We start from the raw sequence: 25,696 nt of genomic DNA on the forward strand, positions 1-25,696 counted from the left end.
TCTATTCTTATTTGAAGCTAGACTGGTCAATAAACTCAGTAATGGCAGCATCCAAGACTTCCTCACTTGGAAGGTCTTTCGTTGTCCGAATGGTTTCATAAATGCTTTCTTGATGCGCATCAAAGTAGGCAAATAATTCTGACTCAAAGCGCAAAATATCATCTACTGGCACACTGTCTAAGAAACCATGGGTCAAAGCATAGAGAATCACGACCTGCTTTTCAACCGGCAGCGGTTCATGAATCGGCTGCTTCAAGACTTCTACAGTCCTGCGGCCACGATTGAGTTTGGCCTGCGTTGCTGCATCCAAATCACTACCAAACTTAGTAAAGGCCTCAAGCTCCCGATAAGAAGCCAGGTCGATACGCAGGGTTCCAGCTACTTTCTTCATAGCCTTGATTTGGGCAGAGCCCCCAACCCGTGATACAGAAGAACCTGCATCAATGGCTGGACGTACCCCAGCATTGAACAGGCTGTCGCTGAGGAAAATTTGTCCGTCAGTGATTGAAATCACGTTGGTTGCGATATAAGCCGAAATGTCTCCAGCCTGCGTTTCAATAAATGGCAGAGCTGTAATCGAACCACCGCCCAGCTCATCAGAAACCTTGGCTGAACGCTCCAAGAGACGGCTATGCAGATAGAAAACATCTCCAGGAAAGGCCTCACGGCCTGGCGGACGACGGAGCAAGAGGGACAGTTCACGATAGGCCACCGCCTGCTTAGACAAGTCATCATAGACAATCAAAACATGCTTGCCATTATACATGAACTCTTCTGCCATGGCTACACCAGCATAAGGCGCTAGGAAAAGCAAGGGGGACGGCTGTGAAGCAGAGGCTGTCACGACAATCGTATAGTCCAAAGCACCATACTGACGCAGCGTTTCTACCTGCGTACGAACGGTAGATTCTTTCTGACCAATCGCCACATAGATACAAATCATATCCTGACCTTTCTGGTTCAGGATGGCATCAATGGCAATGGTCGTCTTCCCAGTCTGACGGTCCCCGATAATCAGCTCCCGCTGGCCGCGGCCAATCGGAACCAAGGCATCAATAGCCTTGAGACCTGTCTGCAAAGGCTCAGATACTGACTTACGCTGCATGACACCCGGAGCCGGTGTTTCAACCGGACGTGTCTTGTCCGTGACAATGTCACCAAGTCCATCAACAGGACGACCCAGCGGATCAACAACCCGCCCAATCAAGGCCTCTCCCACAGGAACTTCCATGATTTTACCAGTCCGGCGAATGGTATCTCCCTCACGAATGTCTGTAAAGTCTCCCAAGATGATAATCCCAACATCGGTTGACTCTAGATTTTGCGCCATACCATAAGAGCCATTTTCAAAGATTAAGAGCTCTCCGCTCATAGCCTTATCCAGTCCATGAGCACGCGCGATTCCATCACCAATATAAGTGACGACCCCTGTTTCTGTGACGTCAAAATTTGGCTGGAAATTTTCAATTTGTTGCTTAATTAAAGCGCTGATTTCTTGTGCGTTAATCGCCAAAATTCACACCACTTTCTATTTCAATTTTTCTTTTACGACTTGCAATTGACGTTTTATGCTTGCATCAATTGTTTTGTTATTGGCAGAGATGACAAAGCCGCCAATCAAGCTGCTGTCCAATTCTTCCTTGAGCGAGCGGACTTTTAGGCCCATCTTCTGCTCAATAATCGGTCGAATCTTTTCCTTCTGACTGGCTGTCAAAGGCTGAACAGAGCGCAGCGTCACCTCAAACTCATTGCTGATCTTTTCAAGCTGGTGCTGACTCTCCAGCAAAATCTCATAAAAGAGGTCCTCACGATGATTGAGAATGACGATTTCAATCAGATTATCAAGCAGCTGAGAGCCTGAGTTTTGAAAGAGTCGCAGACTCTTTTCTTTCTCGTGGTCACTGATGCCGATATGTGACAAAAAGTCAGCAAGGCCGGTCTCCGCGAAAACAGCCTTAATCTGACTAAGTTTTTCAAAAACATCTTCTTGCTGAGCTTTTTCAAAGACCGTCTGAACAAAAGGCAAAGCATATTTCTCAATGATTGCATATTGCTTCTTATCCATCAGGCATCTCCTAACTGTTTGATATAGCGGTCAATGAGCTCGCTCTGAGCTTCCTTGTCCAGCTCCTGACTCAAAATCTTACTAGCCAGAGTCACTGTCAAATCGGCTACTTCTCCTTTGATGCTGCTCATAGCCTCTGCCTTGTTTTGGGCAATTTCCTGATTGGCTTTAGCCTTCAAGCGCCCTGCTTCTTCTGCTGCATTAGCTAGGATTCCAGCCTTGTTCTTCTCAGCTGTCTCTTTAGCAGTCTCAACGATAGAAACTGCTTCGACCCGACTGCCTGCCAGAGCTTCCTCACGCTTTTGCGCCAAGTCTTCAGCTTTCTGACGGGCAGCTTCTGCACCATCAATATCGTCTGAAATCTTTTGAGCACGCTGATCTAAAATCCCGATAATATTGCCCCAAGCAAACTTCTTAATGAGAAATACTAAAAGAAGAAAGGAGCCGGCAATCAAGATAAAGTTGCCAATAATTTCACCTACGGTTATATTCATTTTCTCTATCCTTTCTTTTTATTCTACCTCACCATTAATCTTTTTACCAAGATACATAGATGTTAGCATGGTAAAAACATAGGCTTGGATACAGGAAATAAAGATGGAAAAACCAGTCCAAACCATGTTCATAATAAAGGCAATCGGATACCAATACGCTGCTTGATGTGCCCAAGTCAAGAGCAAACCAGCCAATACTTCACCTGCAAAAATATTCCCATAAATCCGCAAGGCTAGCGAAGCAAAATTGGTAAATTCTTCCAAGATATTCATGGGTGTCATGATACCTGGAGTCACAAAACCTTTTAGATATCCTTTTATACCTTGACGACGGATTCCTTCTACATGACAGAATACCGTCACTAAAAGAGAGAAGCCCAAGTCAAAAGCGAGATTGGCTGTCGGCGATGTCCAAAGATTAAAACCATTGGTTGTCTGGACCTTAGCCATTAATCCCAAGTTATTCGCCACAGCTACGAAAAGAAAGAGGGAGAATAGAAAAAGCGAGTAATTCTTCATATAATGCTCGCCAACGTTTCCCTTGGTAAAATCTATGACAAAGTCATAGATATATTCCAAAGCATTCTGCTTTCTTGACGGCTTAATCGTCATCTTTCGACTTGCCCAATAAACAAGTCCAAAAGTTACAAACACCGTCAGCAGAGTCATGGCCAGCAGGGTCAAATCAAAGGTCACAGGACCTATATTGATAGTTGGATTGATACTTTCTTCCAACAGATGACACCCCCTTTTCTAAAGAGAATCCTTTCTTATTTGATAACAAAGGACATAGCCAGCGTTACAAAGAAAGTACCTTCAACAAAGGCTACTCCCAAGATTAGGAGGCTTCTCAATTGACCGATAATTTCTGGCTGACGAGCTGCTGCCTTAAATAGATTACTCATAATCATACCTTCAGCAATTGATACGCCCAAGCAGGCCAAACAAAGTCCTAAATATGTTAAATTCATGATGACTTCTCCTTTATATTTTAAAATTTACTTCCTTAGTTTACTCCTAAAATATCGAATAGTCAATCTTTTGCCACCATTGTAAGCGTTTTTTGTTTCATTCTTTTGATTTATAAATTTTCCTGTCAAAACAATTGAATTATTATTGATATACAAACTATTCTGCTATATAAATAAGAAGAAACTGTCTAAAATTTTACTTATTTCCTATATTTTTAAAAGAAAAAAGAGCAAAATGGTTATTTGCTCTTGATTTTTCTATAGTTATGGATGGCTGACAATCAGCTGCAAATCTCCAGCTAAGGTCCATTCTGTGACATCGCTAGGCAGGATGAAATGCTCCCCTTTTTCAAGAGGATAAACTGCCCCACCAACTTCTAGCTCACCGACACCTTCCAAGACACTGACCAAGCTATAGTCTGCTGTCTTTTTAAAATTGACTGAACCGGTAATATCCCACTTGTAAACAGCAAAGAAGTCATTGGCCACCAAAAGAGTAGAAGTCAAACTATCTGCCTGAATGGTAACAGGACGGCTATTGGCTGGCTCACCGATAGTTAAAACATCAATCGACTGCTCCAAATGCAGCTCACGAAGATTACCAGCATCGTCCTTACGATCAAAGTCATAGACACGGTAGGTCGTGTCACTGGACTGCTGAGTTTCCAAAATCAGAATACCTGAGCCAATGGCATGCATGGTGCCACTTGGTACATAGAAGAAGTCACCAGCCTTGACTGGGATTTTGGTCAGAAGATGGTCCCAGTCCTTGCTCTCAATCTGCTGGCGCAGCTCTTCCTTGCTCTTGGCATTGTGACCATAAATAATCTCTGCTCCTTCGTCCGCAGCAATGACATACCAGCATTCAGTCTTACCAAGCTCCCCTTCGTGCTCTAGTCCATAAGCATCATCAGGATGGACCTGAACACTGAGCCAGTCATTTGCATCTAAAATCTTCGTCAAAAGCGGAAAGACTGGCTCTGGGCGATTGCCAAAAAGCTCTCGATGCTCGGCATAGAGCGCATCTAACTTCTGACCGGCAAATCGACCATTCTTGACGGTTGATACCCCATTAGGATGAGCCGAGATAGCCCAGTACTCCCCTACATGGTCGCTGGGAATCTCATAGCCAAAGACATCGCGCAGCTTGGTCCCACCCCAAATCTTCTCCTGCATCACAGACTGTAGAAATAATGGTTCTGACATAGTAGACTCCTTAAATATTTTTAACATCCAGCAAGGAATAACCCTTGGTGTCGAAACGGTTTTTGCTGCCTCTATTATAATATAGCTGGAGGTCCTTTGTCTACTCTCTGCCGAAAACAGGTCCTTTATAATAAAAAAAGTAAAGCTCCCCAGCAAATGCCGCAAAGATAGCCTACCAGCACATCCTTTGGATAGTGTACGCCGCCAATCACGCGCACTACGGCCAGCCCTGCTGAAAGCAAGAGGCAGATAAGTCCCGGCAGCCAGAAAAAGTAGAGTAGACACATGGAAATCACTGTCGCCGAAAAAACATGGCGACTGGGCATGGACTTGCCTGATGTATCCTTGGTCAGCAAGGGCTGAATAGCCCATTTTTCGTAAGGGCGTGGCTGATTCAGTCGTTTACGAATAGCTGACAACAGGCCAAATCCAATGGCTGGTAAGAAGAAAAAAGTAAGCAACCCTTTCCAACCTTCCGTCAGAAAGGCACTGATTAGAACGAGACCATAAACAATAGGTATGAAGAGGGTCATTCCCCGATTAAAGTAAACCAGACCTTTCAGCCACTGAGGGCGGCTACAAAAGGGAGCTGTTAATTGTTGATAAAAAATCGTGTAGTCTTTCATGCTTGCTTACCCTGCTTTTCTAAAAGTTGGACTCTCATACTTTATCTACTATAGCATATTTCTAGACAAGATGGTAGATAGATAGCAAAAGAGACTGAGACCCAGATCCCAATCTCTTATTGTTTATGTTTTCTCAGGAGTATTATTTCTCCAAGTTCCAGATTTCCTTGGCATATTGCTCAATGGTATCATCTGAGGTAAACTTATCGGAAGTAGCAATGTTAATCAAACTCATGCGTGCCCATTTTTCTTTGTCACGATAGAGAGCATCAATCTTCTCTTGAGCTTCTACATAGGCATGAAAGTCTTCCAAAAGGAAGTATTCGTCATTGTGGGTAATGAGGGCTTCGTAGATTTCAGATCCTTCTTCACGGACGTTTGGAATGGTGCCGTTGACAAAGGTATCGACCACTCGGCGAATGTCTGGATTGCTTTCATAGACACCGCGTGAGTAGTAATCGTGGCGGGCATAGTGCTCGTAAACTTGGTCCTTGTCCATCCCAAAGATGACAATGTTGTCGTCACCGACTTCGTCCTTGATTTCGATATTGGCTCCGTCCAGTGTAGCTAGGGTAATGGCACCTGTCATCATGAACTTCATGTTGGAAGTACCAGATGCTTCCTTGGAAGCCAGAGAAATCTGCTCTGATACATCCGCTGCTGGAATGATGAGCTCAGCTAGGCTGACCCGGTAGTTTTCCAAGAAGACAACCTTGAGTTTGCCTTGCAGGCTTTCATCCTTGTTGACCAGATTGGCTACTTCATTAATCAGCTTGATAACCGACTTAGCAAAGTGGTAGCCAGGAGCAGCCTTGGCACCGAAGATAAAGACGCGCGGTACCATATCCTTGTCAGGATTGTCCTTGAGGTCCCAGTAGAGCTTGATGATATGAAGCAGGTTGAGTAGCTGACGCTTGTAGGCGTGGAGGCGTTTCACCTGCACATCAAAGATAGCTTCTGTAGAGACTTCTACTCCTGTTGATTCCTTGATGAAGTCAGCCAGACGAGCCTTAGCTTCTTGCTTCACTCGGTAGAAATCGCCCAGCACTTGCTGATCATCCTTGAATTCCAAAAGCTTGCGCAGCTCATGGATATCACTTCGCCAGCCCTTACCAATCAGCTTATCAATCTCAGCCGATAAAGGCTCATCCGCAATTTGCAGCCAGCGGCGCTGGATAATCCCATTGGTCTTGTTGTTAAACTTCTCTGGGTAAATGCTATAGAAATCACGCAAAGTGTCTTCTTTGAGCAGTTCGGTGTGGAGTTTGGCAACACCATTGATTGAGTGACCACCGATGATAGCCAAGTGGGCCATGTGGATTTGATTGTCCTTGACGATCCGAGTGTTTTCGATGACTTGCGGATCAAGACCACGCCCAGCCATTTCAGCTACATAGCGGTTGTCGATTTCTAGGATAATCTGATAAACCCGCGGCAGGACATTCTTAAAGAGCTCTGCATCCCATTTTTCCAAGGCTTCTGACAAAATGGTATGGTTGGTGTAGCTCATGGTTTTAACCGTAGCATTCCAAGCATCTGCCCATTCCAGGTCGTACTCATCCACCAAGAGACGCATAAACTCAGCCGGTGCGACAGCTGGGTGGGTATCGTTGATATGGACAGAAACCTTCTCATGAATATCCTTGAGCGGACGACCTTGCTTGAGGTAGGATTTGATAATGGTCTGCAGACCTGCACTGGTCATGAAGTATTCCTGAATCAAGCGCAGCTCTTTTCCTTCGTAGCTAGAGTCGTCTGGATAGAGAATGGCAGTGATGTCTTGCACCCGGCGACGAGCTTCAATGGTCGGATAGTCCAGTTCATACTCCTCTGGAATTTCAACATCCCAAAGCCGGAGATTGTTGACAGTGTCATTGCCAAAGCCAATCTGCGGCACATCGTAAGGAACGGCCCGCAAAGTTTTGGAATTCTCATAAAGGGGCACAATCCGGCCCTTTTCATTGGCATGGAGGGAAACATTTCCGAAGATTTTAACATCAACAATATCATGGTCCTTACGGGTCTCCCAGACATTGCCTAGACTGCCAAACCAAGCATCAGGAATTTCTACCTGATAGCCATCTACAATGCGTTGCTTAAAGAGGCCATAGCGATAGCGAATCCCATTTCCAAATCCTGGATAGCCAGTGGTTGCCAGCGAGTCCATAAAGGCAGCTGCCAAGCGGCCCAGACCGCCATTGCCCAAGGCCATATCATACTCAGCATTCTTGACATCTTCAAAGTCAACGCCCAAATCGGCAAAGCCTTCCTTAACCGTATCGAGGATACCTAAGTTGAGCAGATTGGTTTCCAGCATGCGCCCTGGAAGAAACTCAATAGAAAAGTAATATGCTGTCTTTTGCTGCTGCTCAATCAACTGATTGCGGCGCTCCAGCCACAGAGGTGTGATATACTTGCGGACATTGCTGGCCAGAGCTTGAAAAAGCTCCACTGAAGTCGCATCAGCAACCTTAATCAGCGTCCGTTCGTGCAGCATGTCCTTAAAATCTCGAATAAAACGTTCTTTTGTTAGTTCCATAGTGGATGGTTATCTCCCTTTCTTAATAGCGGGAAGCAGATTTAAACGTAGAAATACTTTTTTCAATCAAGATGGGAATCGCTCACTTCAGCCACAAGCTAAAAACAGGGCTCCAATACAGTATGATAATATATAAAAATGTAATTCTCACGGAAATCCTCCCTTGTCCCATGGGCAAGAGAGGATTTGTTTACACTGATTCCGAAGTAAATGTTATAGGAGTGATTGATATAAATCACTGTATGCCTTGCTGGCTGTATCCCAAGAGAAGTCTCTCTCCATCGCCTGCTCTTGCAGAGATTTCCAAGCTTCCTTATCATCGGTATAGAGCTTGAGCGCTTCCTTGAAGGTCCAGGTCAGCCAGTAGCCAGAAAAGTTATTGAAGCTAAAGCCAGTTCCCTGTCCTGTATAGACATTGTAAGGCTCTACGGTATCACGTAGACCGCCCACTTCATGCACCAAAGGCAAGGTTCCGTAGCGCATCGCCATCATTTGTGACAAGCCACAAGGTTCGAAGCGGCTTGGCATGAGGAAAATATCGCTGGCAGCATAAATCTCCTGAGCCAAGGTCACATCAAAGAGGATGTTGGCTGAAAGCTTATCAGGATAGGCATGGCCAAACCAAGCGAAAGCCTGCTCAAAAGCTGGATCGCCTGTTCCCAAGAGGATAATCTGCACATCTTCCTGCAGGAGATTGTGTAGCTCTTCCACTACCAAATCAAAGCCTTTCTGACGGGTCAGACGGGAAACAATCCCAACAACCGGCACATCATCACGCACAGGCAGACCAACTCGCTCTTGCAAAGCTCGCTTGTTTTCTAGTTTACCAGATAAGTCAGATTTGTCAAAGTGATGAGCTAGTAGCGGATCCGTTTCTGGGTTATAGATATCTGTATCTATACCGTTGACAATTCCGACCAACTTACCGGACTCCATCCGCAGGATTTGATCCAAATTACAACCAAATTCTGGTGTACGTATTTCGCCTGCATAGCTTGGTGATACAGTTGTCACTCGGTCCGCATAGAGAATGCCCGCCTTCATCCAGTTGAGACAGTCATTCCAACGCAGGGTTCCGTCCGCATAGCGCTCATAGCCCACTCCAAACAGTTCCCAAAGCATGCTGTCAGGGAATTGACCTTGGAACTCCAGATTATGGATGGTCAAGACGGTTTTGATATTCTGATATGCTTGAATCCAATGGTATTTTTCCTTAACCAAGAAAGGAATCATAGCTGTATGATAATCGTGAACATGCAGAACATCTGGAATGAAATCAATCCGCTCCATCAACTCTACTGCTGCTAACTGGAAGTAAGCAAAGCGCTCACCGTCATCAAAGTCCCCGTAAACATGGCCGCGGAAGAAATAATGCTGATTGTCAATAAAATAGAAGGACACACCGTTCAAGACCAGTCGCTTGACCCCAACGTATTGGCGACGCCAGCCAACACTGACTTCAAAGTAGAAAAGATCTTCCACCTGGTCGCCAAATTTGGCATGGGTCATGTCATAGTAAGGCAGAATGACACCAACTTCATGGCCAGCCTTGACCAGTGATTTGGGGAGAGCGCCGATAACGTCTCCCAAACCACCTGTCTTAGAAAATGGGGCTCCTTCTGCTGCTGCAAATAAAATCTTCATCGAATTATGTCCTCTGTAACTTTTTGGCCCTTCTTGACTACGATTGGGGCTTCTACTGTTCCGCGAATCACCACTCCTTCGCCAATTTCAACACCCTTGTCCACAATCGCGTACTCGACAGTTGCTTTTTCCCCAACCTTCACTCGAGGGAAGAGAACACTGTGTTTGACACTGCTTCCAGTCTTAATCTTGGTATTCCGTGAAATCACAGAATTGATGACCTCACCTTCCACAATGCTTCCTGACGCAAACTGAGAGCGAGATACTTTTGAAGACTCAGCATAGTAAGTTGGCTCTTCATTCTTAACCTTGGTGTAAATCTTTTGGTTCGGACTGAAGAGAGAGTAAAATTTCTTACTTTCAAGCATATCGATATTAGATCTGTAGTAGGTCTCTACAGAATAGATATTAGCCAGATAGCCTGTATATTCGTAGGCAAATGCCCCTTCCTGAGTTGCTAAATCACGCAGGACATAACGCAGTTTTTGGGGATGCTCTTTCTTAGCTTCTTCTTCCAGCTTTTCAATCAGCCATGGAGTATCCACCACAAAGATGTCTGTAGACATATTAAAGAGCTCAGCATCTTCTCGACCATCAAAGAGTTTATGACCTCTAACATGGTCTGTCTCATCAATATCTAGGACAGCATTTACATCCGAAATATTTTCCTTATGCAATTTCTTATAGACAACTGTAATCGGCTGTTCTGTTGTATTGTGCAAATGGAAAACTTGATTGAGGTCAATATTGACCAAGATATCGCAGTTAAGTGCGACCGTTTGGTTGGAACCAGAGCGTTTCAGATAGGTCAAAAGCTGATCATAGTATTCCTCACCGACTGTAGAGCTTTCTACACGAGTATTGTAAATCCCTAGGTAATAGTGGCTAAGCAAAGTAGACAGACCCCACTCACGGCCAGAACGAATATGGTCAAATACAGAGCTGATATTGTCCTGCTGGAAGATACCAAAGACACTGCGGATACCAGCATTGGCAAGACTTGAAAGCGGGAAGTCAATCAAGCGGTATTTCCCACCGAATGGCAAGCTAGCTACTGGACGATGATTTGTCAGAGTTGACATATCATGGAAGCCGACTGTGTTTCCTAAAATTGCTGAGTATTTATCAATCTTCATCTTTTGGTACCCCCACTTTCTCGTTGTATCCGACAACATATACTTCCTCTGTACCATCAATCTCTACACCATCAGAGATGATAGCACCTTCGCCGATAATGGCCCGCTTAATCTTAGCGTCTTTGCCAATAACAGCTCCACTCATGATGACAGAGTCTTCAATGACTGCGCCCTGTTTGACTTGAGCACCAGTAGAAAGAATAGAGTGTTTTACTGTGCCGTCAACGAAACAGCCATCAACGACCAGCGAATCTTCCACATGGGAATTTTCACTGATGAAGTTCGGCGGAGAAATCAAGTTGCGAGAATAAATCTTCCAGCGACGATTGCGGCTGTCTAGAGCATTTTCTGGGCTGATGTATTCCATGTTGGCTTCCCAGAGAGACTCTACTGTACCAACGTCTTTCCAATAGCCTGCAAAGTCATAAGCATAAACGCTTTCGCCAGATTCAAGATAGTTAGGGATAACATTCTTACCAAAGTCAGACATATCTACATTGCTCTTTTCAGCAGCTACCAGCATATTGCGCAGACGCTGCCAGTCAAAGATATAAATCCCCATAGAAGCCTTGGTGGACTTAGGATTTTCTGGTTTTTCTTCAAATTCAACAATCCGATTATTAGCATCTGTATTCATGATACCAAAACGGCTGGCTTCTTTGAGAGGCACATCCAGAACGGCAACTGTCAAGCTGGCATTGTTGTCCTTGTGAGATTGAAGCATATCATCATAGTCCATCTTATAGATATGGTCCCCAGACAAAATCAGGACATACTCAGGATTGATGCTGTCGATATAGTCGATATTTTGATAAATCGCATGGCTGGTACCTTCAAACCAACGATTTCCTTCGCTCGCAGAATAAGGCTGAAGAATGGACACGCCTGAGTTTATACCATCGAGACCCCAGCTAGAACCATTTCCGATATGACTGTTCAGAGCTAGTGGTTGGTATTGAGTAATGACACCGACATTGTGAATACCGGAGTTGGCACAGTTAGACAAGGCGAAGTCAATAATACGATAGCGACCGCCAAACTGTACCGCAGGTTTTGCGATACTCTGTGTGAGCTTTCCAAGACGAGTTCCTTGCCCGCCGGCAAGAATCAAAGCTAGCATTTCATTCTTCATAGACTACTACTCCTTTGTGGAATCTTTTTTAACATTTTTGCGAGCAATCCGACGCTTGATCTTCCAGATGCTGGCCCCAAGAGCCGGCAAGGTAAAGGTCAAGGTCTGTGGATAATCTTTCCAAAGTCCTTCTTGAGACTGAACTGTTTCGTTATGTTCCTTCCAAACACCTCCCCATTCTTCTAATTCAGTGTTCCATACCTCTTCATAAATGGCTTCCACTGGAACACCAATGGTAAAGTTCTTCCGCTCTACCGGCGCCATATTAAATACACAAACTAACATATCTCCTTTTTCCGTCTTACGGATAAAAGAGAGGACACTTTGATCAGTATTATCCGCATCAATGATTTCAATGCCATCGTAGCTCAGATCAATTTCCCAAAGCGGACGATTGTCTTTATAGAAAGCATTGAGCGTAGCAGTAAAGCCCTGCATCTTCTTGTTCATCTGATCGTCCAGATTAGACCACTCTAACTGCTCTTCTGACTTCCACTCTAGGAACTGACCAAATTCTGAGCCCATAAAGAGCAGTTTTTTGCCTGGATGACAGATCTGATAGGTCAGCAAGTTGCGGAGCCCTGCGAATTGATTGTAACGGTCACCCCACATCTTGTGCATAAGACTCTTCTTGCCGTGAACCACTTCATCATGCGAGAATGGCAGGAGGAAATTTTCAGAGAAAGCGTACATAAAGCTAAAGGTCACTAGATTAAAATCGTACTTACGATAAATCGGATCTTCCTCGTAGAAGCGAAGGATATCATTCATCCAGCCCATATTCCACTTGTAGTCAAATCCAAGACCACCTAGCTCTCTCATACCAGTAATCTTGGTCTCTGAGGAGCTTTCCTCTGCAATCATCATGACATCAGGATGAGCTAATTTGATAACCGTATTGAGGCGTTGCAGGAAGTAATAACCTTCATAATTGCGATTGCCGCCATCTTTATTTGGCTGCCATGGACCGCTGTCATAGTCCAGATAGAGCATATTGCTGACAGCATCAACCCGAATCCCGTCTAGATGATAGAAATCAATCCAGAATTTAATGCTGGAAATCAAGAAAGACTGAACCTGATTCTTGCCCAAATCAAAGTTGAGAGCACCCCAGCCATAGTTATGAGCCCGATCGTGGTCCTGATACTCGAAAGTCGGTGTCCCATCATAGTAGGCCAGAGCATCATCATTAATAGTGAAGTGACCTGGTACCCAGTCCACAATGACACCGATATTGTTTAAGTGACATTCTTCGACAAAATCCTGAAATTCCTCAGGTGTGCCATAGGTATGCTCAAAGGCGAAGTAGCCCATAAGCTGATAGCCCCAGCTAAGTCCCAGCGGATGAGCCATAAGCGGCATGAATTCCACATGTGTGTAGTTCATTTCCACCAGATAAGGAATCAAGTCTTCTTTTAACTGGGCAAAGCTATAAGGACTGCCGTCTTCATTACGTTTCCAAGAGCCAGCATGCACTTCATAGATATTGACCGGCCGAGAGAAGAAGCCCCAACGCTTCCGGCGTGCCAGCCAAAGACCATCTTTCCACTTCTTCTCAGAAATAGTGCGGATGACTGCTCCAGTACCCGGACGCTCTTCCAGATAGATAGCTAGCGGATCAATTTTCAAAATTTCCTGACCGCTGCTGCGTTTGATATTGTACTTGTAAATATCTCCTTCCTTAGGTAGCTCTGTGAAGACTTCCCAAACGCCCGCTTCATTTCGGACCATAGGAATCTGCTCTTCATACCAATTGGTGAAATCTCCAATCAAATGGACACTCTGAGCATTAGGCGCCCAAACGCGGAAAGAATAGCCAGACTTGCCGTCCACTTCATCCTGATGCGCCCCTAGATAATGCTGTAAATGAAAGTTTTCACCTGTTGTAAAGGTTCTTAATGCTTCGTTCTTATCCATGCAATCACCTTTCTATTTGTAAGCGTTTTCTATAATACTATTCTACATTATTTTTATCTCTTTTTCAAGTAAATTTCAAATATCCTTACGGAAAATCACTAAAACCGAACATTAGCTGAAATTAGTAATAAATGAGAGAGAAAACACTGCATTTTGTGCCTCTAAGTATGTTTTTATTCCTTTTTCGCTAAATATAGGAACTGTCCAAAACAAGAAAAAGATGAAAATTTTCATAAAGATATAGACCAATATGTAAATTTACATTTTAAAATAATAAGCAATTAAACATATAAATGCTTGATTCTTTTCAAATGGTTCGATAATCTTGTTAAATTTACAAGTTCATCAAGGTAAGAAAAAAGGCCGCACAAAGCCGCCTTTCTCATTATTTCACATCAAACACGATGGATTTCACTTGTGTCATCGCTTCGATACTGTAACGAATCCCTTGCACTCCTGCTCCAGATCCCTTAACTCCAAGGAATGGGAAGTTATCTGGACCACGTTGGGTCTTATTATTGATGTGTACAGTACCCACTTCCAGTTTCTCAGCAATTTCAAATGCTTTCGGGAAATCATTTGTAAAGACTGAAGACTGAAGACCAAACTCTGACTGGTTACAGATCTGAATAGCCTCTTCAACGGAAGTCACACGAATAATCGGAAGAACAGGACCAAATGGCTCTTCCCAAGCTACTTTCATATCCAGTGTCACATGGTCAAACAAGGCAGGCCAGATGAGATTTGCTTCACGTTTGATTTCTGTCAAGACTGACGCTCCCTTTTCTTGAGCATCTTCAATCAAGCCCCAGATGAAATCTGCTGATGCGTTATCAATGACTGGTGTGATATCCGCATTATCAAAGGGATCACCAACCGTCAGTTTCTCTACCTCTGCCTTAATCAGCGCCGCTAATTTATCTGCTACGCTCTCCATGACAATGACACGTTTAATAGCCGTACAGCGCTGACCGGAGTAACTGTATGCCCCGCCAACAATCTGCTTAGCTGCATGCTCCAAGTCAGCATCTTCCAGCACAACTGCAGCATCCTTACCACCCAATTCTAACATAATTGGACGCATACCAGCCAACTTACCGATGCGCTCACCGATTGGAGTGGAGCCAGTAAAGTTAATGTAGTTTACTTCCTTATGCTCAATGATGTAGTCCCCGATTTCTGAACCGCGGCCTGTGATGGTATTGAAAACACCAGCAGGCAGACCAGCCTCAGCAAAAGCCTGAGCCAAGAGCAGACCAGAGATTGAACCTTGAGTAGGTGGCTTAAACATCACGACATTTCCGCCGATAAGGGCAGGAGCAATTTTGGAACCAGACAGGTTGACTGGGTAGTTAAATGGCGCAATAGCCAGTACAACTCCTACAGGCTCACGACGAACCACAGCCAATTTTTTCTTGCTGGCAGCTTCAAAGCCGCCACCTTCCATAACCTGACCGTGAATACGAATGCCTTCTTCAGCCGCATAGCGAATCAAGTCTGCTGTCCGGACTACCTCTCCGACTGCCGCTTTGATACCCTTGGCAACTTCTTTTGCAAGGATTTCACCGATCTTCTCCTGATCGCGCTCCAAAATATCCGCAACCTTATGCAAATAAGCTGCACGTTCAACTGCTGAAAGAGATCGCCAAGCTGGCAAAGCCGCACGAGCGCTCGCCATAGCATAGTCGACCTCTGCCTGAGTCATGGCAGGTACAGTTCCTAAAATCTCATTGTTGATAGGAGATGAGATGGTAATTTCATTTTCAGAAACTTTCCACTCTCCATTTATATAGTTTTTATATTGTGTCACTTGTCCCCTCCAAAATGTTATTAAATATTATTTTACCAAATTTTCTGAAAATTTCAACCAAAAGTTATAAATTTAAAGAATTTTTTCACAATTAAGATAGATTATCTAATTTTGTTCATATTAGATCTGCTTATTTTCTGTTTTCTTTGATTTCAACCTTCTGCACAAGCTTCACTATGCCTTTGAAGAAAACTAAAAAAGACCAGGAAATTTTTCCTGATCTTAATTTTTCAGATTAATCAAAGTCCAGATATTCTTTTTCAAGCTCAAGAACTTCTTCCATCGTTGCACATTCAGTAAGTGCACGCTGAGCCAGTTCTTGCATCTTCTTCGTATCCAGCTTCTTCATGAGGCTACGAGTCCGAAGTACAGAAGTTGCACTCATAGAGAATTCATCCAAGCCCATACCTACGAGCAATGGCACCGCAGTTTGATCGCCGGCCATTTCTCCACACATACCTGCCCACTTGCCTTCAGCATGAGCTGCTTTGATAACATTGTTAATCAAGCGAAGGATAGATGGGTTGTAAGGTTGATAGAGGTAAGAGACTTGCTCATTCATCCGGTCAGCTGCCATAGTGTACTGGATCAAGTCGTTGGTACCGATAGAGAAGAAGTCTACTTCCTTGGCAAATTGATCCGCCAACATAGCTGCTGCTGGGATTTCAATCATAATCCCCACTTGGATATTGTCTGCTACTGCAACGCCTTCAGCTTGCAGCTTAGCTTTCTCTTCGTCATAAACCGCTTTAGCTTTGCGGAATTCTGTTAGAAGGGCTACCATTGGGAACATGATGCGCAATTGTCCATGTACAGAAGCACGCAAGAGAGCGCGGATTTGTGTACGGAACATAGCATCGCCAGTTTCAGAGATAGAGATACGCAAAGCACGGAAACCAAGGAATGGGTTCATTTCATGCGGCATATCGAAGTAAGGAAGTTCCTTATCTCCACCGATGTCCATCGTGCGAACAACAACTGGTTTTCCATTCATGCCTTCAAGTACAGCCTTGTATGCTTCATACTGCTCATCTTCTGTCGGGAAGTCTTGAGAATCCATGTAAAGGAACTCAGTCCGGTAAAGACCAACTGCTTCTGCACCGTTAGCATTGACACCTTCAACATCTTTTGGCGTACCGATATTGGCTGCCAATTCGAAGTGCTTGCCGTCTGCAGTCACAGTCTGAGCATCCTTAAGCAATTCCCATTCAGCTTTTTGCTTAGCATAAGCCTCACCAGCAGCTTTAAATGCTGCGATTTGCTCTTCAGTTGGGTTGATAATCACTTCACCAGTGATACCGTTAGCTGCAATCACATCGCCGTCTTTTACAAGCTCTGTAATATTATTAGTTCCCAATACTGCTGCGATTTCAAGCGTACGTGCCATGATAGCAGAGTGGCTTGTCCGGCCGCCGATATTAGTTACAAAAGCTTTAACAAATTTCTTATCCAGCTGTGCTGTATCAGAAGGAGTCAAGTCATGAGCAATGACAACTGATTCTTCATTGATAGACGCTGGATTTGGCAATTTCTTGCCCAAAAGGTTAGCAAGAACCCGTTTTGTCACGTCGCGGATATCAGCCGCACGTTCCTGCATATATGGATTGTCGTCCATGTTTTCAAAGAGAGTGATAAACATGTCCGTTACTTCTTTCAGACCAGCTTCTGCATTGGTCTTTTTCGCACGGATTGTTTCTTTGATTTGCCCAACCATTTCAGGGTCAGCAAGCACCATTAAGTGAGCGTCAAATACCTGAGCGGCTTCCTCACCAAGGCTATCTACTGCTTTCTCACGGATAACAGAAAGCTCGTTCTGTGAAGCTTCAAGAGCTGCATCCAAACGAGCCTCTTCTGCATTCGTATCTTCGACTGAAACAGTCTCAAATGATAAATCCGGTTGAACTAATAGATATGCCTTAGCAACGGCAACACCGTCAGATGCTGCAATTCCTTTAAGCATTTCTGTCATATTAAGCCAATCCTTCTTTTTCCATTGTTTCAGAGATTGCAGCGATAGCATCGTCTGCATCTGCACCTTCAGCTGAGATCTTAACATCAGCTCCTTGGCCAACACCGAGACTCATAACACCCATGATAGATTTCAAGTTTACTGATTTACCTTTGTATTCAAGCGTGATGTCTGAAGCGAATTTGCTAGCAGTTTGAACCAACAAAGTTGCTGGACGTGCGTGAATACCTGTTTCTGCTACAATGTGGAAATCTTTAGAAGCCATAGTTAGACTCTCCTTTTAAATAATTCTTTTTGAGTTATTGTGATAACCCTTACAAGTTGATATTATATCACCTTTTGAAATCTTTTTCAAGAATTTTATAGCCCGCTTACAAAATATTTCTTGGGAAATGAAAACTCTTCTTATTATATTGAAGAGAGAATTTTCGAGCTAAATCCCACATTCCCCAAGCTTTATTCAAAAATGGCTTCCACTAAGTTTTTAATCATAAATTTCTTATTTTATAGAAACTAATTGTTATAAAAATAAGAATATAAACTCCCCCTCCACTCCTCCTAGTGATTCCCTAAATTCTGTAACACAAGATATTGGATTTTGGTTTTTGGGAGGAAAATCTTCCAGTCATTTATCTAACATTTTAAGACTTGTTTAAGCATTGCTGCAACAGCATTTTGCTCCCTTTCTGCAATTTTTCACTTCTTTTCATCGTTTATATAAACACTATATATTGTATTTTAATCTATCCTATAACAAAATATCACACAATATTTAGTTCAAAACTATTGACATTCTATTTTCTTTTAGATATACTAGTTTCGTATTATTTAAAAGAAAAAACGAAAGTTTAGAGGAATTTTTAATGGTAACTATTTACTCAAAAAACAACTGCGTTCAGTGCAAAATGACCAAGCGCTTCTTAGATACTAATCATGTAGAATACCGCGAAATCAATTTGGACGAACAGCCAGAATTTATTGACCATGTCAAAGATCTTGGTTTCAATGCTGCTCCTGTGATTCAGACAGCAACTGAGGCATTTTCTGGTTTCCAACCTGGTAAATTGAAAAAATTGTCTTAATGTAGTTTATTTTGAGGGCGGCGCGCCTTGATTGGGAGATAAACTAAAAGACAGATTATCAGGGCAAACTGCAGCTCCTATGCTCATAGGGGCCGTTTCTTTTGTAAGGCGGATATTTTTCCGCTAGCTAATTATCTTATTTGTATAGAAAAGGAAAAACATGGGACTCAAACATTTAGAGGATGTGACATACTTCCGACTCAACAACGAAATCAACCGTCCAGTTAATGGTCAGATTATGCTTCATAAAGACCAAGAAGCCTTAAAAGCTTTTTTTAAAGAAAACGTTGAGCCAAACACCAAGCAATTTTCTTCTATCACAGAAAAAATTAAATATTTAATAGAAGAAAACTATTTGGAGAAGGAATTTATTGAACTTTATTCTCCTGAATACATCGAGGAGCTGACTGCTTTTATCCATGCTCAAGATTTCAAGTTTAAATCTTTCATGGCTGCTTATAAGTTCTACAACCAGTATGCCCTGAAGACAAATGATGGCGAATACTACCTAGAAAGCATGGAAGATCGGGTACTCTTCAACGCCCTATACTTTGCCAACGGAGATGAAGCCATTGCCAAGGATATTGCTAATGAGATTATCCACCAGCGCTACCAACCGGCGACACCAAGCTTCCTCAACGCTGGTCGTGCTCGTCGTGGTGAATTGGTTTCCTGCTTCCTCATCCAAGTAACAGATGACATGAACTCAATCGGTCGCTCCATCAACTCTGCCCTGCAATTGTCTCGTATCGGAGGTGGGGTCGGTATTTCCCTCAGCAATCTGCGGGAAGCTGGAGCACCTATCAAGGGTTATGAAGGAGCTGCATCTGGGGTTGTACCTGTTATGAAACTCTTTGAGGACAGTTTCTCTTACTCTAACCAGCTGGGCCAACGTCAGGGAGCTGGGGTTGTTTACCTCAATGTCTTCCACCCAGATATCATCGCTTTCCTTTCAACTAAGAAAGAAAATGCTGACGAAAAAGTTCGGGTTAAAACCCTCTCACTCGGTGTTGTCATTCCAGATAAATTCTACGAATTAGCGCGTAAAAATGAAGAAATGTACCTCTTCAGCCCATATTCTGTTGAACGCGAGTATGGAGTGCCATTTGCCTACCTTGACATCACTGAAAAATACGATGAGTTGGTCGCTAATCCAAATATCACTAAGACCAAGATCAAGGCCCGTGATTTGGAAACAGAAATTTCCAAACTCCAACAAGAATCCGGCTATCCTTATGTCGTAAACATTGATACGGCCAACCGTTCAAATCCAATCGACGGTAAAATCGTCATGAGTAATCTTTGCTCTGAAATCCTGCAAGTACAAGAGCCTAGCCTTTTGAATGATGCGCAAGAGTATCTTCACCTAGGAACAGATGTATCATGTAACTTAGGCTCTACTAACGTTGTCAACATGATGACTTCGCCTGACTTCGGAAAATCCATCCGAACTATGACACGCGCTTTGACCTTTGTCACAGACAGCTCGCACATCACAGCTGTGCCATCTATTGACAATGGTAACAGTCTGGCGCACACCTTTGGTCTGGGAGCTATGGGACTGCACAGCTACTTAGCTCAGCAGTTGATCGATTATGGATCTGCGGAAGCTGTAGAGTTCACTAGCATCTACTTCATGCTCATGAACTACTGGACCTTGGTTGAGTCTAACAATATCGCTCGCGAACGTGGCGTGACCTTCCACAACTTTGAAAAATCTGACTATGCCAACGGCACTTACTTTGACAAGTACCTGACGGGTGAATTTGTACCTAAGTCTGATCGTGTCAAAGAACTCTTCGCTGGCATCTTTATCCCATCTGCAGAAGATTGGGCAGAGTTGCGCGACAAGATCAAAGCTGATGGTCTCTACCATCAAAACCGCTTGGCCGTTGCACCAAATGGCTCTATCAGCTACATCAATGACGTTTCTGCTTCAATTCATCCAATTACTCAACGGATCGAAGAACGTCAAGAAAAGAAAATCGGTAAGATCTACTATCCTGCTGCTGGTCTGTCAACGGAGACTATTCCTTACTACACCAGCGCTTATGACATGGACATGCGCAAGGTTATCGATGTCTATGCAGCCGCAACTGAGCACGTGGACCAAGGTCTTTCCCTGACTCTCTTTATGCGCAGCGATATCCCTAAAGGTCTCTACGAATGGAAAAAAGAAAGCAAGCAGACAACCCGCGACCTTTCTATCCTTCGTAACTACGCTTTCAACAAGGGAATCAAGTCCATCTACTACGTCCGCACCTTCACTGATGATGGCGGCGAAGTAGGTGCCAACCAATGTGAAAGCTGTGTCATCTAACAAGAGATTTTAGAAAAAGAAAAGGAAATTCGACCATGTCACAATTTTACCTTCCTCATCATTGTCAGGAAGGTAAAATCGTGAAGCATTGGGACAGTATCCAAGAAGGGATAGCTGATACCACATCAGGTCGTACCATCTACTAAAGGAGAAAGAATGCAAACTTACTACAAAGCCATTAACTGGAACGCTATCGAAGATGTCATCGATAAGTCCACCTGGGAAAAACTGACTGAGCAATTCTGGCTGGATACGCGGATTCCCCTATCCAATGATCTGGATGACTGGAGAAAGCTATCCCACAAGGAAAAAGACCTGGTCGGCAAAGTCTTCGGCGGCCTGACCCTGCTGGATACCCTCCAGTCTGAGTCTGGTGTGGATGCCCTGCGCAAGGATGTCCGCACTGCCCACGAAGAAGCTGTCTTCAACAACATCCAATTTATGGAGTCCGTTCACGCCAAGTCTTACTCTTCTATCTTTTCTACGCTCAACACCAAGTCAGAAATCGATGAAATCTTTGCTTGGACCAACACCAATCCATACCTGCAAAAGAAAGCAGAGATTATCAACGAAATTTACCTGAACGGTACAGCACTGGAAAAGAAAATAGCCAGCGTTTTCTTGGAAACCTTCCTCTTCTACTCTGGTTTCTTTACTCCGCTCTACTATCTGGGTAATAACAAACTGGCCAACGTTGCTGAGATTATCAAGCTCATCATCCGTGATGAATCTGTCCACGGAACCTATATCGGCTATAAGTTCCAGCTGGCCTTTAACGAGCTTCCAGAAGACGAGCAGAACAAACTCAAAGAGTGGATGTACGACCTGCTCTACACCCTCTATGAAAATGAAGAAGGCTACACTGAAAGCCTATATGACACAGTCGGCTGGACCGAAGAGGTCAAGACCTTCCTGCGCTACAATGCCAACAAGGCTCTGATGAATCTGGGACAAGATCCTCTCTTCCCAGACTCAGCGGACGATGTCAATCCTATCGTCATGAACGGCATCTCAACTGGTACTTCCAACCATGACTTCTTCTCCCAAGTGGGTAACGGCTACCTGCTAGGCGAAGTTGAAGCCATGCAGGATGACGACTATAATTACGGTTTATAGGACAAAGAACCCCTCTTTCCAAAATACGGAAAGAGGGGGTCTTTGACTGACTATTAATCTATTGACTATCATAGATATATTCTTCCAGATGTTCTGCGACTGTAATCTCAACTCCAACATCAGATGTTAGATAAATCACGGTACAGTCATGAGCTGGGACAATAGGAAATAAAAAGGGCTTCATATTTTGATAAATTCTATACATCCGCCTTTGACTCGTTGGATTTTCAAGATAAAGCTTGCTGTCACCACCAGAAAAGTCAGCTGGCAGAAGGGCATAATAAGCTACCAAAGCTCCATTTTCATCCAATACTCTAGTCTTATTTAAATCCTCAGCTATTTTTTTCATCATTAAAGTAGCCATCTTTTCCTCCCTTCATGTTTTTTATCCAAATAAAGGTGGAGCTAGGAACATCATCCCTAACTCCACTTATGCAGTCACTAATTAGATACGCGATAATACGGATGCTGGGAAGCAGTGATAGCATCTTGTCCAACTCGAATCTGTGCTTTAGGATTCTCGTTTCCAGTATCAGGCAAAACAGCTCCTTCTGGAATTACTAAAAAGGTTGCGCTACTGCTACCAGCAGTATAAGCAAGAGTAGATACATAACTACCATCGCTTACTTGACCTTTTAGTAAAGTATAATCGCTGGATTCTTTTCCATTCAGAGTATGAGAAACGACCCCTTGATTATTCAATACTATCGCATCCCCCAAATCATTTTGCCAAGTACCGGCTACAGTCGAAAAATCTCCTGCTGCCAAAGCATTGACATCGATACCCGCTGCTGGAGTGGCTGGGTCTTTCGTGTCAGACTTTGTTTCATTTTTAGGCTGAGCTTCAGAAGATACTGACGCTGCATCAGTTTCATCTGGGCTAGCTGATGGAACAGCTTTCGCTTCAGACTTAGAATCTGATTTAGAAGTTTGAACTGTTTGGCTAGAGCTATTACTTTGAGATGTTTGCTTGTCCTGCTGTTTACTGCAAGCACCAAGCAAGATAATGGAAGAAGTGAGTGCAGTCGCAAGAAACATTAATTTTGCATTTTTCATAAAAGAGGCCTCCTCATGAATTAATACCTTTTTGTAATCTTATTGTAACATTTTGAATTAATAAAATCAATAATCATATTGAAATATTATAAAATTAATTTATTGCTACATAACGACGGCTACCACTATACCCAACATAGCTAATCCACTGATGACCATCTGCAATAAAAGTTTGATCATAAAAGACTGTGCTCCCTTTGTCAAAGTTTGCTAGTTCTGGACTTGATATTTTAGCTTCAGACCGAATAGAAGCATAGCCTTGAAAAACGTAATTCCCTTTTGATGGAATAGATATAGTTGGTAATGCGACTTCCGTAGTAGCTGAGCCGGCACCTACAAGTTTTCCATCATCCTGAACGTAGTACAGGTGGACGTTGTATTTCCCTGTGGAATTTTTATGATCACTTACTTTAATAGTCTGTTTGTAAGTCCCATCTGGTTGCTTGCTAGCAGTGTACCAAACCACGTCATCCTGGTCATTGGCAGCAGACCATGTAGGTACCTTTACTTCTTTTACACCACCAGGATTAGAAACATTAGACACAATAATATCAAAGGTACCTGTCTTTGAAGTATTATTCCGAATAGTAATAGTTCCTGTCGGCCGGATTAATTCCTTATCCAAGGAGACTTCTGTCGTCGTTCCTGTTACACAAATCATTTGGCCATTATTTTGAACATAGTATAAATGCACATTATATTTTCCAGTGGAATATTTATGATCGCTAGCCTTTATTGTCAATTTGTAAGTGCCATCCGATTGTCTTTTAGGAGTATACCAAATAATATCATCTTGATCATTCGCACTAGACCATGTAGGTACTTTTACTTCTTTTACACCACCAGGATTGGAAATGTTAGATATAACAACATCAAAGGTTCCTGTTTTTGAATTATTATTTTGAATAGTAATTTTCCCTTCAGGCTTCTTAATAGAAACGGTAGTCTTCGTTCCCCCAGCTCCAACCATTTCCCCATTATTTTGAACATAATATAGATGGATATTATACTCTCCCGTAGAACCTTTATGTTTATTTGCATTGACAGTTATTTTATATGTTCCATTAGGCTGTTTAGCAGCAGTGTACCAAACAATATCATCTTGTCCATTTTCACTTGACCAAGTTGGTAATTTCACTTCTTTCACACCATACGGGCTAGAGACATCAGATACAATGACATCAAAAGTCCCTGTCTGAGCATTATTGTTTTGGATAGTCAAGGTTCCCTTTAAAGGAGCCTTTGTCTTTGTTACTCCAATGGCAATATATCTACGATTTCCAGCAAAGGAGAGATAGCTAATCCATTGATGGCCATCTGCTTCCAATTTACGATCATATGTAACAGTTTGTCCTGCATCATAATAAGCTAATTCAGGACTAGACATCTTAGGCTCAGCTTTAATGGAGGCTCTTTGAGTGAAATGATACACTCCACTGGCAGGGATTCCTTGATTATCAGAAGGCTGGGAAATCGGTGTGGATGTACCTCCAATGATATCTTTAAAATGTATAAAGCCTGAGATTGAACTTGCAGCAACTACTCTGCGATTATAACTTTTACTCCAAGCATAGTTATATTCTTCAATTTCTACATTATTTCCCAATACATTGGACACCCATGCTACATGTCCGTAACTTCCATCATCAATCCAAGCGACTGAGCCAAGAGCTGGATGATTATCTACCCTGTATCCTTCTCTTCTTGCCCGATATCCCCATTCACCGCCATTTCCGTACGCACGAGGAATGTTAAAACCATTAACTGAACTTAATCTATAAGCAGTAAATGAAGTACAATTTTTAACAATAAGTCCCCAATCGTCCGCAGCATAATCAGGGAGATTTTTAAACCTTACTGGATAATCATCGCCTCGAGCGATTGAACCATTCCCTGTAGCCAGTAAAGTCGTATGTCCAGTCCCGTTTGCAACTTTACCAACAGTTGTTTTGAGAGTTGTTTTTTCTTCTTTAGTTGCACGGCGGCGGCTGACATCATTAACAATTGAGGTGGCTGGCTTATCTACATTCGAAGCGGCATAGCCACGTGTTACTAAATGTTTAGGATTAGTAGGATCATCTATAACTGGATTTATTTCAACAGTTTTCTGTTTTTCATTAACTGTTGAAGTTTGATCAGAAACAGGCTCAGTGTTGATTGGAATATCATTTGCATTTGTCGCTTTATTTTCAGTTTCTAGTGGTTCAGGAACTTCAGAAGTTACTCCATTTTCAATACTAACTAAATTGTTATTTACAGCATTTTTTGTTTCCGATTCAATATCAGAACTTACTGTTGCATTTGACTTTTCTGAAACACTCTGATTTGTGTCCACAGCTATGTCAGAAGGTGCTGTAGAAACTACTGAATCAGTACCAGTTGGCGAAATTACTTGATCAGCAGCAACTGTTTGAGTCCCTGCAAATAATAATGTTCCTAGAAGCACTGAAACTGCTCCTAGAGAATATTTACGAATAGAAAAACGTTGAACCTGCTTATTAAAAAATTGATTTTTCATTTTATTTGCTCCCTTTATTAATCTTTGTGCACGACAACATTTAATTTCCTAAAGCCAAAACCAAATCATGGCGAGATAATAAGAAATCCTAAACA

At 43.0% G+C, this 25,696-nt stretch carries 21 protein-coding genes; 3 read left to right on the top strand and 18 right to left on the bottom strand.

What is annotated here, in order from left to right; all coding sequences use genetic code 11:
- Nucleotides 1–7: 7 nt before the first annotated feature.
- The 15 genes from atpA to J1C81_RS08010 all read right to left on the bottom strand — a co-directional run bounded on the left by atpA (nt 8) and on the right by J1C81_RS08010 (nt 17,774).
- On the bottom strand, nt 8–1,513 hold the full coding sequence (gene atpA / locus J1C81_RS07940) for a F0F1 ATP synthase subunit alpha (RefSeq protein ID WP_002895997.1): 1,506 nt from the start codon (nt 1,511–1,513) through the stop codon (nt 8–10).
- A gap of 15 nt (nt 1,514–1,528) precedes the next feature.
- Nucleotides 1,529–2,065 (bottom strand): F0F1 ATP synthase subunit delta, encoded by a 537-nt coding sequence (locus J1C81_RS07945; RefSeq protein ID WP_002915582.1) that lies wholly within the window; start codon nt 2,063–2,065, stop codon nt 1,529–1,531.
- A complete protein-coding gene (gene atpF / locus J1C81_RS07950; protein ID WP_002915584.1) occupies nt 2,065–2,559 on the bottom strand; it encodes a F0F1 ATP synthase subunit B in 495 nt (164 codons plus the stop codon). The genes J1C81_RS07945 and atpF overlap by 1 nt, the downstream gene beginning before the upstream one ends.
- An 18-nt stretch (nt 2,560–2,577) precedes the next feature.
- Complete coding sequence (gene atpB, locus J1C81_RS07955; RefSeq protein ID WP_002896002.1) at nt 2,578–3,294, bottom strand: F0F1 ATP synthase subunit A; 717 nt, start codon at nt 3,292–3,294, stop codon at nt 2,578–2,580.
- 35 nt (nt 3,295–3,329) lie between these two features.
- Nucleotides 3,330–3,530, bottom strand: a complete 201-nt coding sequence (locus tag J1C81_RS07960; protein ID WP_002896005.1) for a F0F1 ATP synthase subunit C — start codon at nt 3,528–3,530, stop codon at nt 3,330–3,332.
- A gap of 264 nt (nt 3,531–3,794) precedes the next feature.
- Nucleotides 3,795–4,736, bottom strand: coding sequence for a mannose-6-phosphate isomerase, class I (gene manA / locus J1C81_RS07965; protein ID WP_032909747.1), 942 nt, complete (start codon nt 4,734–4,736; stop codon nt 3,795–3,797).
- A gap of 125 nt (nt 4,737–4,861) precedes the next feature.
- Nucleotides 4,862–5,362, bottom strand: coding sequence for a phosphatase PAP2 family protein (locus J1C81_RS07970; protein ID WP_002915587.1), 501 nt, complete (start codon nt 5,360–5,362; stop codon nt 4,862–4,864).
- Nucleotides 5,363–5,504: 142 nt separating this feature from the next.
- Nucleotides 5,505–7,901 carry a glycogen/starch/alpha-glucan phosphorylase gene (locus tag J1C81_RS07975; RefSeq protein WP_002915589.1) on the bottom strand — a complete coding sequence of 799 codons (2,397 nt, stop codon included), beginning with the start codon at nt 7,899–7,901 and terminating at the stop codon, nt 5,505–5,507.
- Between the two features lie 213 nt (nt 7,902–8,114).
- Nucleotides 8,115–9,545, bottom strand: coding sequence for a glycogen synthase GlgA (glgA, locus tag J1C81_RS07980; RefSeq protein WP_002915590.1), 1,431 nt, complete (start codon nt 9,543–9,545; stop codon nt 8,115–8,117).
- On the bottom strand, nt 9,542–10,681 hold the full coding sequence (gene glgD / locus J1C81_RS07985; protein WP_002915591.1) for a glucose-1-phosphate adenylyltransferase subunit GlgD: 1,140 nt from the start codon (nt 10,679–10,681) through the stop codon (nt 9,542–9,544). Before glgD ends, glgA begins: the two co-directional genes overlap by 4 nt.
- Nucleotides 10,671–11,813, bottom strand: a complete 1,143-nt coding sequence (locus J1C81_RS07990) for a glucose-1-phosphate adenylyltransferase (RefSeq protein ID WP_002915592.1) — start codon at nt 11,811–11,813, stop codon at nt 10,671–10,673. Before J1C81_RS07990 ends, glgD begins: the two co-directional genes overlap by 11 nt.
- 6 nt (nt 11,814–11,819) lie before the next feature.
- Nucleotides 11,820–13,730, bottom strand: coding sequence for a 1,4-alpha-glucan branching protein GlgB (glgB, locus tag J1C81_RS07995; RefSeq protein WP_002915593.1), 1,911 nt, complete (start codon nt 13,728–13,730; stop codon nt 11,820–11,822).
- A gap of 385 nt (nt 13,731–14,115) precedes the next feature.
- Nucleotides 14,116–15,540: an NADP-dependent glyceraldehyde-3-phosphate dehydrogenase gene (locus J1C81_RS08000; protein ID WP_002915594.1), complete on the bottom strand. Its 1,425-nt coding sequence runs from the start codon at nt 15,538–15,540 to the stop codon at nt 14,116–14,118.
- Between the two features lie 235 nt (nt 15,541–15,775).
- Nucleotides 15,776–17,509, bottom strand: coding sequence for a phosphoenolpyruvate--protein phosphotransferase (gene ptsP, locus J1C81_RS08005; protein WP_002900755.1), 1,734 nt, complete (start codon nt 17,507–17,509; stop codon nt 15,776–15,778).
- A 1-nt stretch (nt 17,510) separates the two neighbouring features.
- Nucleotides 17,511–17,774: a phosphocarrier protein HPr gene (locus J1C81_RS08010; protein ID WP_002896017.1), complete on the bottom strand. Its 264-nt coding sequence runs from the start codon at nt 17,772–17,774 to the stop codon at nt 17,511–17,513.
- Nucleotides 17,775–18,372: 598 nt separating this feature from the next.
- Here J1C81_RS08010 and nrdH point away from each other — a divergent pair.
- The 3 genes from nrdH (at nt 18,373) to nrdF (ending at nt 22,027) form a co-directional block, all read left to right on the top strand.
- Complete coding sequence (gene nrdH, locus J1C81_RS08015) at nt 18,373–18,591, top strand: glutaredoxin-like protein NrdH (protein ID WP_002897920.1); 219 nt, start codon at nt 18,373–18,375, stop codon at nt 18,589–18,591.
- Nucleotides 18,592–18,751: 160 nt separating this feature from the next.
- Nucleotides 18,752–20,911, top strand: a complete 2,160-nt coding sequence (gene nrdE / locus J1C81_RS08020) for a class 1b ribonucleoside-diphosphate reductase subunit alpha (protein WP_002915596.1) — start codon at nt 18,752–18,754, stop codon at nt 20,909–20,911.
- A 156-nt stretch (nt 20,912–21,067) separates the two neighbouring features.
- Nucleotides 21,068–22,027, top strand: a complete 960-nt coding sequence (gene nrdF, locus J1C81_RS08025) for a class 1b ribonucleoside-diphosphate reductase subunit beta (protein ID WP_002915597.1) — start codon at nt 21,068–21,070, stop codon at nt 22,025–22,027.
- Between the two features lie 58 nt (nt 22,028–22,085).
- On the opposite strand, the gene J1C81_RS08030 is transcribed toward nrdF, so the two are convergent.
- The 3 genes from J1C81_RS08030 to J1C81_RS08040 form a co-directional block, all read right to left on the bottom strand.
- Nucleotides 22,086–22,391 carry a hypothetical protein gene (locus J1C81_RS08030; protein WP_002900763.1) on the bottom strand — a complete coding sequence of 102 codons (306 nt, stop codon included), beginning with the start codon at nt 22,389–22,391 and terminating at the stop codon, nt 22,086–22,088.
- Nucleotides 22,392–22,468: 77 nt separating this feature from the next.
- Nucleotides 22,469–23,083 carry a DUF6287 domain-containing protein gene (locus tag J1C81_RS08035; protein ID WP_002900765.1) on the bottom strand — a complete coding sequence of 205 codons (615 nt, stop codon included), beginning with the start codon at nt 23,081–23,083 and terminating at the stop codon, nt 22,469–22,471.
- A gap of 94 nt (nt 23,084–23,177) precedes the next feature.
- On the bottom strand, nt 23,178–25,601 hold the full coding sequence (locus J1C81_RS08040; protein WP_002902691.1) for a GBS Bsp-like repeat-containing protein: 2,424 nt from the start codon (nt 25,599–25,601) through the stop codon (nt 23,178–23,180).
- Nucleotides 25,602–25,696 lie beyond the last annotated feature (95 nt).

The sequence above is a fragment of the Streptococcus sanguinis genome (assembly GCF_050225395.1).
Classification (GTDB): Bacteria; Bacillota; Bacilli; order Lactobacillales; family Streptococcaceae; genus Streptococcus.